The 11,470-nt window shown below is 61.6% G+C and carries 15 protein-coding genes; 7 read left to right on the top strand and 8 right to left on the bottom strand.

The window, feature by feature from the left end; genetic code table 11:
• The first annotated feature begins 91 nt into the window (after positions 1-91).
• The gene (locus DK391_RS42550; protein ID WP_109484010.1) at positions 92-1,420 is read left to right on the top strand and encodes an Nramp family divalent metal transporter; all 1,329 of its coding nucleotides are present in this window, start codon (positions 92-94) and stop codon (positions 1,418-1,420) included.
• A 114-nt stretch (positions 1,421-1,534) separates the two neighbouring features.
• Here DK391_RS42550 and flhC read toward each other — a convergent pair whose 3' ends face one another.
• The 6 genes from flhC to DK391_RS42525 all read right to left on the bottom strand — a co-directional run bounded on the left by flhC (position 1,535) and on the right by DK391_RS42525 (position 5,816).
• Positions 1,535-2,161 (bottom strand): flagellar transcriptional regulator FlhC, encoded by a 627-nt coding sequence (gene flhC / locus DK391_RS42545; RefSeq protein WP_109484009.1) that lies wholly within the window; start codon positions 2,159-2,161, stop codon positions 1,535-1,537.
• Positions 2,162-2,178: 17 nt separating this feature from the next.
• Positions 2,179-2,499, bottom strand: coding sequence for a flagellar transcriptional regulator FlhD (gene flhD, locus DK391_RS42540; RefSeq protein ID WP_054933768.1), 321 nt, complete (start codon positions 2,497-2,499; stop codon positions 2,179-2,181).
• The gene (locus DK391_RS44730; protein ID WP_162601060.1) at positions 2,489-2,746 is read right to left on the bottom strand and encodes a hypothetical protein; all 258 of its coding nucleotides are present in this window, start codon (positions 2,744-2,746) and stop codon (positions 2,489-2,491) included. Before DK391_RS44730 ends, flhD begins: the two co-directional genes overlap by 11 nt.
• Before the next feature lie 694 nt (positions 2,747-3,440).
• Positions 3,441-4,169, bottom strand: a complete 729-nt coding sequence (locus DK391_RS42535; protein ID WP_239483110.1) for a 2OG-Fe(II) oxygenase — start codon at positions 4,167-4,169, stop codon at positions 3,441-3,443.
• Positions 4,170-4,361: 192 nt separating this feature from the next.
• A complete protein-coding gene (locus tag DK391_RS42530; protein ID WP_109484007.1) occupies positions 4,362-4,889 on the bottom strand; it encodes a GNAT family N-acetyltransferase in 528 nt (175 codons plus the stop codon).
• Positions 4,890-4,910: 21 nt separating this feature from the next.
• Complete coding sequence (locus tag DK391_RS42525; RefSeq protein ID WP_109484006.1) at positions 4,911-5,816, bottom strand: helix-turn-helix transcriptional regulator; 906 nt, start codon at positions 5,814-5,816, stop codon at positions 4,911-4,913.
• Between the two features lie 202 nt (positions 5,817-6,018).
• On the opposite strand from DK391_RS42525, the gene DK391_RS42520 reads away from it, so the two are divergent.
• The 6 genes from DK391_RS42520 (at position 6,019) to DK391_RS42495 (ending at position 10,158) form a co-directional block, all read left to right on the top strand.
• A complete protein-coding gene (locus DK391_RS42520) occupies positions 6,019-6,819 on the top strand; it encodes a prohibitin family protein (RefSeq protein ID WP_109484005.1) in 801 nt (266 codons plus the stop codon).
• A 146-nt stretch (positions 6,820-6,965) separates the two neighbouring features.
• Complete coding sequence (locus DK391_RS42515) at positions 6,966-7,214, top strand: hypothetical protein (protein ID WP_109484004.1); 249 nt, start codon at positions 6,966-6,968, stop codon at positions 7,212-7,214.
• A gap of 200 nt (positions 7,215-7,414) precedes the next feature.
• Complete coding sequence (locus DK391_RS42510) at positions 7,415-7,783, top strand: nuclear transport factor 2 family protein (RefSeq protein WP_109484003.1); 369 nt, start codon at positions 7,415-7,417, stop codon at positions 7,781-7,783.
• A gap of 37 nt (positions 7,784-7,820) precedes the next feature.
• On the top strand, positions 7,821-8,060 hold the full coding sequence (locus DK391_RS42505) for a hypothetical protein (RefSeq protein ID WP_109484002.1): 240 nt from the start codon (positions 7,821-7,823) through the stop codon (positions 8,058-8,060).
• A 90-nt stretch (positions 8,061-8,150) separates the two neighbouring features.
• Positions 8,151-8,480, top strand: a complete 330-nt coding sequence (locus tag DK391_RS42500) for a hypothetical protein (protein WP_109484001.1) — start codon at positions 8,151-8,153, stop codon at positions 8,478-8,480.
• Positions 8,481-8,592: 112 nt separating this feature from the next.
• Positions 8,593-10,158 carry a tetratricopeptide repeat-containing glycosyltransferase family protein gene (locus DK391_RS42495; RefSeq protein WP_343225478.1) on the top strand — a complete coding sequence of 522 codons (1,566 nt, stop codon included), beginning with the start codon at positions 8,593-8,595 and terminating at the stop codon, positions 10,156-10,158.
• A gap of 79 nt (positions 10,159-10,237) precedes the next feature.
• Here the strand turns inward: DK391_RS42495 and DK391_RS42490 are convergent, their stop codons facing one another.
• The gene (locus tag DK391_RS42490) at positions 10,238-10,663 is read right to left on the bottom strand and encodes an Hsp20/alpha crystallin family protein (protein ID WP_109484000.1); all 426 of its coding nucleotides are present in this window, start codon (positions 10,661-10,663) and stop codon (positions 10,238-10,240) included.
• A 14-nt stretch (positions 10,664-10,677) separates the two neighbouring features.
• Positions 10,678-11,115 carry an Hsp20/alpha crystallin family protein gene (locus tag DK391_RS42485; RefSeq protein WP_109484011.1) on the bottom strand — a complete coding sequence of 146 codons (438 nt, stop codon included), beginning with the start codon at positions 11,113-11,115 and terminating at the stop codon, positions 10,678-10,680.
• Between the last annotated feature and the right edge of the window lie 355 nt (positions 11,116-11,470).

The following is an 11,470-nucleotide window of genomic DNA, read 5'->3' as shown; positions in this document are numbered from 1 at the left end:
CACAGCTCCACTTCCCCATATTTCTTTGTACACTTGAAGCCGTCTCGCGGCCGCCAGCCGCGACCCAACTCACACCTCGAGGTCAACGGCTTTGCAGTTCAAACTTCCCACCACCGCAACCGCGCCGTTCTGCCCGTCCGAGGTGCAAGGCACCGTCACCGTCACGCCGTCCGCACCGTTCTGGAAAAAGATCCTTCAGTTTGCAGGTCCGGGTCTGCTGATATCGATCGGTTACATGGACCCCGGCAACTGGGCCACCGATATCGAAGCGGGCTCGCGCTACGGCTATAGCCTGCTGTTCGTGGTCGTGCTGTCCAGCCTCGCAGCGATGGTGCTGCAATGCCTGAGCATGCGTCTCGGCATCGCGACGGGCCGCAATCTGGCCGAACTGTCGCGCACCCGCTATTCACCCGGCGTCGCGCGCTTTCAATGGCTGCTCGCCGAACTGTCGATCATCGCTTGCGATCTCGCTGAAGTGCTCGGGGGCGCGCTCGCGTTTCACCTGCTATTCAAGTGCTCGCTGACTGTCGGCGTGATCCTCACGGCATTCGATACCTTCATCGTCCTCGGCCTCAAAGGCAAGAACTTCCGCGATCTCGAAGCCATCATGCTTGGCCTGATCGCGACCATCGGCGTCGGTTACATCATCGAACTCGCGCTGGTGAAACCGCACTGGCCAGCCGTCGCGGCGGGGCTGGTGCCGTCGTGGCAAGCCATCAGCGAACGCGAGCCGCTCTATCTCGCGATTGGCATTCTCGGTGCCACGGTGATGCCGCATAACCTGTATCTGCATTCTTCCGTCGTGCAAACGCGCGCCGTCACGCGCGACCACAAAGGCATTGCGGAAGCGATCTCGCTGTCGCGCATCGACACCATCGTCGCGCTCTTTCTCGCGCTGCTGATCAACGCGGCAATCCTGATTCTCGCGGGCGCCGCGTTCCATTCGACAGGGCACACGGCCGTCACCGAAATCGAGGACGCCTACCGGCTGCTCGCGCCCATCGTCGGGACGGGTTTCGCGGCGGTGCTGTTCGCAATCACGCTGCTTGCGTCGGGGCAAAGCTCGACGTTCACGGGCACGGTGGCCGGACAGGTCATCATGGAAGGCTTTCTGCAACTGAAGATTCCGTGCTATCAGCGGCGCTTCATCACGCGCGCACTGGCGCTGATCCCCGCGCTGGTCGGTGTGCAGATGCTCGGCAACGGCGCCGTCGGCCAGTTGCTGGTCGCGAGCCAGGTGGTACTGAGCCTGCAATTGCCGTTTGCGCTCTATCCGCTGATCCGCATGACGGACGACCGCGCGCTGATGGGTGCATTCGCCAACCGGCTGCCGACGCGTATCCTCGCGTGGGGGCTGTTCGTCGTGATCAGCGCCGCGAACATCTGGCTGGTGGTGCAGACATTGGGCTTTGCAGGCTGAGCGCTTAAGCGCATGTAAAGCGCTGCGCAAAAAGGCACAGACGAAAAAAAGCCGGTCTCGTGAGACCGGCTTCAAACAATGCGTAGCTTCGGATGGACAGAGCGATGCGCGGCGCTAGGCCGCCAGCGCAGTTTCCTCGAGCATCTGTTCTTCGAGTACTTCCACTTCTTCCGCAACCTGCGGCACGGAAACGATTTCCTTCTCGGCGTCGCGCTTCGCAGCGGCGGCCTTCTTCGTCTTGCCCGCACGCGACGGCGGCTGGCAGGCGCCACACACGACGTTGTGCTGCAGGTCGTGCTTGTGCGCGACGAACTTGCCGCTGCAACGGCAGCAGGGCGTCAGTTGCAGGATGTCGGCGTCGAAGAAGCGCACCAGCGTCCATGCACGCGTCAGATCGAGCACCGGCTCGGTCTCGCTGTGACGGCAATGCTCGAGATACAGGCGATAACCCTTGGTCAGCGCGTCCAGATGCGAGCAGCGCGCTTCGTTCTTCAGGAACAGATACGTGTTGTAGAACAGCGATGCATGAATGTTCGCCAGCCACGTCATGTACCAGTCGGCCGAGAACGGCAGCATGCCCTTCGGCGGCGATACGCCCTTGACCTCGCGGTACAGGCGGATCATGCGGTCGCGCGACAGCGTCAGCTCGCTTTCGAGCACCTGCATGCGCGCGCCCAGTTCGATCAGCGCGATCGCGCGGAACACTTCCTGCGCGTCTTCGGTAAGGCTTTTCTTCAGCATGGCAGTTCTCCCCGGTTTTAAGCGAACTGCTCTGCGGGCTGTCCGGCCAGCAGAATCGCGGCATGCGTCGATGCCACTTCTGCGTGACGGGACGTGTGCGTCAACGCGGCCAGCATCGTGTGGTCGTTGAAGCGGAAAAAGCACAAAAGCTGATCGGAGCTGGCCAGCTTGACGATCTGCGCGAGCGACAGCCCGGCAAGAATATCAGCCAGCTCCGACGACAAGCCCAGACGGAACATGCCGACTGCCTTGTCCTCGCGCAACATGCGTTGTGCGAGCATGATGTAAGACAAATTGATTTCGCGGATTGAATCCAGCGTCTCGCTGCTACGGTCCATTTTCTCTGTTTCCGAAGCCCCGAATTACTTTTTCGGCATTTTTTGCCGTTTTGGTCTTATGCCCCGCCGGACACTGTTGATTTCCGGCGTCAAGTTGGTGCACAGATACAACCAGCCAACCTTTGATACAAGCCGTTACATTTCGTAACAGCTTGGGCGGAATTGTATGAACAGGATTTCCAGAAATCAATACCTTTCTCAAAAAAAAGATACGATAAAACAACAGCGGTTTCGGTAACTCTTTCATGGCCGCGTCATAATCGCCTGGCAGACGGAAAACGTTTGCAACAGGGTCCCCGGAAACCCTTGTTATATAAGGCTTGAAGCAATAGTTTCCGGTTTCTGCATGCACTTTGGTTTATGCGTAAACCATATGAATTCAGAAAGCACGGAGAAAGAAATCAAAAACTCGCCAGGTAAAAAATACGCCGCTGGACAAAGATTCGGGATAACCCGAGATGTAACGGGAAAGGCGTTACAAACCGGGAAGGAGTTGTAACTACTGTGGGGGAGGTTGTTACAGAGACGGGGGAGTTTGTAACGGGGGTCGAAGCAGGACTGGCGGAGGGGGACTACTTCCGGGCCGGAAAAGCGTTGCAGCGGGGAGCCGTTTTGATTGCCGGCAGATCCGGCTCGGCCTGGGCATGACCGCTCATGCTGCCTGACAGATGCCGATCGAATACCCGCCGTTGTTACAACCATAAGCCAGCCGGGCTTCGCAGGCGAGCTTCAGGGCGCTCGCGGCGGTCGAGGTAAAGGATGTTGCCGGAAGCGCTTTGGAGGCCCGTGGCGGCCCGCCAGCGCCGCAGCACGGTGCATGGCATCCATTACGGCGGTGACATCGCGTGTAACGGACGGTATGGGGTTCATGGCGTTTGTGTGACAACTCGGGTAAGACGAATTGGCATCCTCGATGCCCGCGTGCCGCGCCGCCATCCGGGCTACTTTGCGTCGTGAAATATCACCCCAAGCGTGTGTCGGTGTCCCGAGCGCAGCCGGCTCACGCCATGCCGCATATTCACGCGATACGCGCCACGCGTGCCCTGCACGGGTCGGTGATGCACGGCGAAGAGCACGGCGTCGCCCTTGCGTAGCGGCACGACCTCCACACGCGATTGCATGCGCGGACGCTGTTCCGTCAGCACGAACTCGCCGCCCGTGAAATCCTCGCCCGGTTCGGAGAGGAGGACTGCAAGCTGGATCGGAAACACGTGTTCGCCGTACAGATCCTGATGCAGGCAGTTGTAGTCGTCGGCGGCGTATTGCAGGATCAGCGGCGTCGGGCGCAACTGTCCCGCCTGATGGCAGCGGCGCAAATACGCGGCGTGCGAGGACGGATAGCGCACGTCGATGCGCATCGTCTCGTTCCAGGCGTTCGCGAGCGGCGCGAGATGCGGATAGACGGCGGTGCGCAGCGCGCCGATCGCGTCGGGGAGCGGGTAGTCGAAGTATTTGTACTCGCCGCGTCCAAAGCCATGCCGCGCCATCACGACGCGGCTGCGATACAGGTCGTCGCGCGGATAGAGCGCGCTCAGCGCATCGCACTCGTCGGCGTCCAGCAGACGTTCGAGCACCGCGCAGCCCTGCGCATCCATATCGACGCCGACGCGCGCCCAGTCGATCGCATCGACGCGTTGCGTGATCGATTGCGCCGTAGCGATCGCAGGCACAGGTTCGCGGCGGCGTTTGCGCGGCGAGGTTTCGCTGTCGAACAGCGAAGTCTGGTGATCGCTTGTGAAGTCCTGCATGAGTGGCTCCGTATTGGCCTTGGCCATGTCGATGCCGCACAGTCTACGCAGGCGTCAGCTTTCGCACACTCCGGGAGTTGCTGTTCAATTCGATGAAACCGCGGCGCGGCAGGTTCAGATGAAGCGCACCATCATATCGGCGTCGTGAAACACGCCGTCGATGCAGAGCGCATCCGGCTCCGTGCCAAACACGCGAAATCCGAGCGATTCGTACAAGCCGCGCGCCGAGCCATTCGCGCTCGTGACCAGCAGGACGATCTGCCGCAAGCCGTCGATCCGCCCGGCGCGTGCAAGCAGTTCCGTCAGCAGCGCGCGGCCCACGCCTTGGCCTGCCGCGTCGTCGGCGACGTACATGCCGAGCACGTGGCCCTTGTGGCGCTCCTTGTCGCGCGTCTCGCGCCGCAGCCCGACCGTGCCGATCAGCGTGCCGTCCCGCGTAGAAAACGCGCCCAGCAGGAAGCTGCCCAACGCTGCCTCGGTGCCGCTCAGGATCGCGTCGTGTTGCGACGGGCCGCGCGCGACGGCGTCTTCGTAGCTCTGCCCGAAGGCAGCAGGATGCGTTTTCAGGCCGCGCAGACGCAGCGTGAAAAACGCATCGCGCTCGGCTGGCCCTAGCTGGCGTATCGACATTGCTTCAGTCATGCGGGTCTCTCGTTACTCGACTCAACCATTCGCAGCGGCCGATGCGGCGCGCGTATCCGCGAACTTGCGCAACGCGTCGGCTGTTTGCGGATCGGCGGGGAAGAACGCTTCGATTGCGAGTTCCGACAGCGTCACGTCCACGGGCGTGCCGAACACGGTTGTCGTGCTGAAGAACGACAGCATGCCGATCTCGGTGCGCAGGCGCAGCGGCACGGCGATCTGATCGAGCGGCGATGCATGGCGGTCGTCGGCGGGTTCGGCGTCGGGTGGCGTCGGGTAGGCGGCGAGTTCGTCGTAGAGCGCGGCGAGCGTCGCGTCGGCACTCACGTCCACCTGGCGTTGCAGCCGCGACAGCAGATGCGCGCGCCAGGCATGCCAGTTGGCGATTTGCGGCGCGATACCGTCAGGATGCATCGATAGCCTTAGCGCGTTCACAGGCGCCTCGAGCAGCGCGGGCTTCGCCGCGCTTAGCAGCGGCGCGAGCGCATTGTTGGCGGCGACGATGGTCCAGTGACGATCGATGGCGACAGCAGGATATGGCTCGTGGCCCTTGAGCACGAGATCGACGGCTGCGCGCGCCGCGTCCAGTTGAGGATCGCTCAGCTGCCGCTCGCGGTAAAGCGGCGCGTAGCCCGCTGCAACGAGGAGAGCATTGCGCGCCCGCAATGGCACGTCGAGCCGCTCGGCCAGATGCATGACCATCTCGCGGCTCGGCAGCGCGCGACCCGATTCGACGAAACTCAGATGACGCGTCGAGATCTCCGCTTCGGATGCGAGCAGCAACTGACTCATCCGGCGACGCTGGCGCCATTCGCGCAGCATATCGCCGACGGTGCGGCTCATCGACGGGGCGCCGGAGGGCGCGGGCATGGTGGCAGTGAGTGTGTTCATGGCGTCGATGATAGCCAAATGCGGGCGCGATTCCATTACCTGCGAGGTAAAGAGCGGGCTGTCAGGCCGCAGCGGAAAGCACACGGAGTCGATCGATATGAGGTTCAACTCACCGCCGGGGCTTGCCTTTTGTCAATGCCCATCTCCAGGCATCTTGCTCGGGATCGGTTGGCAGTATAGTGAGTGAGCGCCGGTAAGGCAGGCGCCAACCGAGTCAAAAGAGAAAAGGCAGATCACAATGAAACTTGGTAAGCGTGCTATAGGGGTAGTCGCAGCCGTCTCCGCAGTCCTGTTTCTGATTTTCTGTTCGATCCATGTCGTGCCGGCAGGCCATCGCGGCGTCGTGAAGATTTTCGGCGATGTTCAGGATCAGCCCTTGCCCGAGGGCTTGCATGTGCTCAATCCGCTTGCGCGCGTGATCGATTTCAACGTCCGCTTCCAGAGCGCGACGGCAACCAAGGCAGAGGGCGGAACGGCCGACCTGCAAGAGGTGTTCGAAGACATCACGGCCAACTACGAATACGATCCCGCGCATGCGCCGTACGTGTACAACAACTTCGGCGACGACGCCGACATCGAGGCGAAGTTCATCGTCCCGGCGCTGTACGAATCGTTCAAGGCGGTGACGTCGCAGTACACCGCCGAGCAGCTGGTGACGCAGCGTGCCAAGGTATCGCAGGACATCGTGCAGAAGCTGCAGGCCAAGCTCACGAAGTACCGCGTCATTGTCTCGGACATCAACGTTCAGAACTTCCATTTCGATCCGCAGTTCGCCGAGGCGGTGCGCCAGAAGGTCGTAGCGGGCCAGAACCGGCTGACGGCCGAGCAGCGCCTCGAAACCGCCAAGGTGGAAGCCCAGCAGCGAGTGGTCGAGGCGGAAGGCAATGCCAAGGCGATCGCGATTCAGGCGCAGGCCATCCAGCAGCAGGGCGGTCAGGAATACGTTGCGCTGAAGGCCGTCGACAAATGGAACGGCCAGTTGCCGCAACAGTGGTCCGGCGCGGCGATCCCGTTCGTCAATTTCGCGACCCAGAAGTAACCTGCGCCAACTGCTTGCGAGCGGGTGAAGACGCGGTTGCAGTCTTCGCCCGACTGACGCTTCACCGTAAAACAGCCAGGCGCTGCATCGCGGCGGCAGCCAAACGCGCTCATACTGAGGCTCTTGCGACCGTTCCGGAGGCGAACATGTGGGACAAGATCGAGCACAACGGCCAGGAAGTCTGGGTGCTGCCCGTCACGGCCTACGGGCCGCCTGTGCCGGAGACCTTGTGGCACTACGTCGGTTATGTGTGCCATCACGGCGCCGATGCGCATCTCGAAGGAAAAAGCCGCCGCTTCCAGCAACTCGTCGCGACGTTCGCCAGCGAAGAGGAAGCGCGCGAAGCCGGCTATGACGAAGGACGGCGGCTCGCCGACCAGATCGACGCCGCGTAAGTCCGGCGCGCGTTCACAGAATCCATTCCCTGATGTTTTCAAGCCTGCGCCCGCGCGTTGACCGCGCGGGCGCGGCGGGATCATTACCTCCCGCGTAATCGACTCACGCACGTTCATCGACGAATCTTCAGTCCGAGGCCGCCGCAAACACGCAACACGCGACGGACATCTCGATCATCCACTGACTGAAGGAGTCCACCATGAACGCGCATACCGCACTGATCGACCGTTACTTCGACGCCTGGAACGAGACCGCCGCCGGCCGCCGCCGCGAACTGATCTCGGCGACCTGGGCGAACGACGCCGCCTATGTCGATCCGCTTCTTTCCGGCGATGGACACGACGGCATCGACGCGATGATCCGCGCCGTCCATGAGCGCTTTCCGCATCACACGTTCCGCCGCACCACGGAGGTCGACGGCTATGCGAACCGTCTGCGCTTCTCGTGGGAACTGCTGACGCCTGCGGGCGCTGCCATCGTCAAAGGCTCCGACTTCGGCGTCGTCGATACGCGCGGACGGCTGCAGTCCGTCACGGGTTTTCTCGACGATGCACCTGCGGCCGGCTGAACGGCATCTGCACATCCCACATACAAGGAGACCGATCATGCATGAGCCCGCCGACACCTTGAACGGCGCCGCCTATGCGCGCGTGCAGGGCGCCATCGACGCCGCATCAGGCGCTATCGCCGGCTTTGCACTGCTTGCAGGCGCGCGCGCCTTCATGTTCATCGCGCTCGTCGCGTGGCGTGAGCCGGTGCTGGGCGGCGCGGGACTCATGCTGCTCGCACTGGTTGGCTGGATCAGGTGTTGTTTGTGTCCGAATGTGTCATCGAACAGTCGTTGACGTCGCGAGGTGTCGTGACTAAAGTGCCGTGCAAAGCGTAATGCAGATGTCAGTTTTGAATTTCAACAAGACCTCGGGGAACGCAAGACCATGCAAACGACCAACACCATCGGCACGACGGGCGCGGGCGGCACGAACAACACGGTTGGCGGCATCGCCGGTGCGCAATCGGGCAACAAGCCGTCCTTCAAGGAACTGCTCGACCAGTTGACCGATTACACCAAAGGCACGACGGGCGAGCGCATCGAAAAGATGATCCTCGCGAAGCTCGGCTTGACGGAGGAAGACCTGAAGAAGATGTCGCCCGAAGAGCGCGAAAAGGTCATGCAGAAGATCCGCAACATGATCAGGCAGGAACTCGACGCACAAAAGCAACTCGAGGAAATGCAGAAGAACCACAAGGTTCGCGTGTCGGTTTGATGACGTGCCGCCGTGCGGCGTGACGGCGGCGTAGCGGTAGCGGAAGGAGGGGCTCGCGTACAATCGATCCCTCCGTTCCTGGGCGCGACGCGGCGTTGCGCCGAAGCGCTGCATGATGAATCACGATATCGCCCAACGCCTCGCCGACGCGCAGCAGCAGTTCACGGCAGGCCACTACGATGAAGCGGCCGCGCTGCTGCACGGCATTCTTTCGCTCGATCCGAACCATAACGAAGCACTCGAAGCGCTCGGCTATGTCGCGGCAAAGCAGGGCGATTACTCGCGTGCTGCCGACTATGTCACGCGCGCGGCGCAACCTGCATCGACGAACCCGCAGCAGCTTCATTTTGCGGCTCACATCTGTCAGCTTGCCGCGCGGCATGCCGATGCCGTCGCGCTTTACGAGCGCGTGCTTGCGGCCTATCCGGATCATGCAGAGTCGCTGCATGGCGCGGCGATGTCGCTGGTCGCGATCGGCGAGCATCAGCGTGCACTGCAATGTCTTGCACGACTGACACAGCGCTATCCGCAGGCGCCCGAAGTGCACTACAACCGTGGCAATCTGCTCGGAGAGATGGAGCGCTATGACGAAGAGCTGGCCGCGTATCGCCAGGCGATTGCGTTGAAGCCGGATTTCGTGCGCGCCTATGTGAATCTGGGTGTCGGATTGCGCGACCTGCATCGCTTCGACGAAGCCCTGCAGCAGTTCAAGAAAGCCGTTTCGATCGACACGAACGATGCCGGGGCGCGCACCAACCGGGCGCAGACCAATCTGCTGCTGGGTGAATTCGAGCACGGCTGGCGCGAGTACGAATGGCGCTGGCTCGACGGCAAGATGAGTCATGGCTTGCCCGACGCGACCTTGTGGACAGGCAAGCAGCCGTTGAACGGCAAGACGGTGCTGGTGCATGCCGAGCAGGGTTTCGGTGACACGCTGCAGTTCATCCGTTTCGCAGGGCGTCTGAAGGCGATGGGCGCGCATGTGATCGTGCGCGTGCAGGATGCGCTGCTGCCGCTGTTGCGCAGCTATCCGGACGTATCCGAGGTGATAGCAGACAGTGCGCCGCTGCCCGCATTCGACTATCACATCCCGATGCTCAGTCTTGCATTTGCGCTGAAGGTACGCGAAGCCGATATTCCGGTCGGCGCGCCGTATGTGTATGCCGATCCACAACTGGCGCCACAATGGTCCGATGTGTTCGCGCCAGGCGACAGCAGGCCGCGCGTGGGCATCGCATGGTCGGGCAGCCGCACGCACCTGAACGATCGCAACCGGTCGATTCCCCTCGAGCAGTGTTTGCCTCTGTTCGATGCGAACGTGCAGTTCGTCTCGCTGGTGAAGGACGTGCGCGAAGGCGATCGTTCGTGTGTCGATGAACTGGTTGCGCGCGGCGCCTTGCACGACGTGTCCAGCCGCCTGACGACGTTTGCCGAAACGGCGGCGCTGATTGCGCAACTCGATCGGGTGATTACCGTCGATACGGCCGTTGCGCATCTCGCGGGCGCACTCGGCAAGTCGGTGTGGATCGCGCTGCCGTTCACGCCCGACTGGCGCTGGCAACTGAAGCGCGCCGACAGCCCGTGGTATTCCAACATGCGACTGGTCCGCCAGTCGAAGCGTAATGACTGGCGCGACGTGATTCTTGATCTGCGTGCTGCGCTGGAATCAAAAGCGTAGCGCGGCACAGGTCTTTGCCTTGCATAAAAAACGGAGCACGCCGCTATCGCGGGTGCTCCGTTTTTATTTGCTTGCGCGCTTAGCCTAGCTTGACTTCGATTCGACGCGGCTGCGCCTGTTCGCGGCGCGGAATGATCAGCTTCAGCACGCCGTCTTTCAGGTTGGCTTCGATCTTCGACGTGTCGAAATCGTCGCTGATCGCAAAGCGTCGTGCAAAGAAGGGCGCGCGCACTTCTGCATGCGAGAGCCGCACGTTCGACGCGACAGGCGCGGTGGATTCGCCTTCGATGGTCAGACTGCCGTCGTGCACACGAATGTCGAGCTTGTCTTTCGATACACCGGGCAGATCGGCCCATAGCGTGACGGCCTTGCTGTCTTCGACGATATCGACGGGCGGCGTCAGGGTGACGCGGCGTTCCTGCTCGCGCGCGTTGCTGCGGAATGCTGCATTGGCTGCGTTTGCTGCTGCGCCGGTTTCGCGCTGGGTCACTTGTGTGTCGCTCATGATTGCACCTCGAATTATTGAACCGTGATTGCGCGCGGCTTCGACGCTTCGCGTTTGCCGACTGTGATCGTCAGGACTCCATCCACGTAGCGGGCCTGCACGTTGTCGGGATCAGCCTGCTGCGGCAGTTCGACGACGCGCCGGAACGTACCCTTGAAGCGTTCCTGTGCGTAGGCGCGTGCACCTTCTTCCTGTGCCGGACGTGCTGCGCGTTCGCCCGCGATGGTCAGCAGGCCTTTGTCGATGGATAGCTCGAGCTTTGAAGGATCGATGCCTGGGGCGAACGCAGTGATCTCGATGGTGTCGTCGGTCGTGCCGACGTTGAGGCTTGGAAATGCTCCGTTACGGCTCGAACGCAGGCTGGACGAGAATCCGCCGAATGCGCCTGACATGTGCCGCTGCAAGCGGTCGAGTTCGCTGAACAGATCAGTGCCGAAATAGATGTCGCTCATGGTCGCTTTGTCCTCTTTGCGGTTTGGCATTGCCGGCTTTTGCGCTGGGTTGTCTGTTGTGCCGCGGCAAGTGATGTGGATGTTTGCAGTGCCTTTCATGTTGATCTGGCGGCTGCCCTTGATGACTCGATAGATAGGAGGACTGTTGGGAGTTTCAAGGGTTCTTTTTTTGAAAAATCGGGGCTTGAAATTGAGGTTGCCGGGGGCATATGGTTGTGTTCTTGCTGTCGCTGGTGTCCGACGTTTGCGTTTTCGTTGGCATCCGCGAATTGGTATTAGTACTTCATGCGTCGCCCCTGTGCGGGGCAGCACCTACTTTTCTTTGCCGCGGCAAAGAAAAGTAGGCAAAAGAAAG

Source organism: Paraburkholderia sp. C35, from assembly GCF_003121405.1.
Classification (GTDB): domain Bacteria; phylum Pseudomonadota; class Gammaproteobacteria; order Burkholderiales; family Burkholderiaceae; genus Paraburkholderia.
Note: the sequence above shows the minus strand (reverse complement) of the source record. Positions and strands in the feature narration are given on the sequence as shown.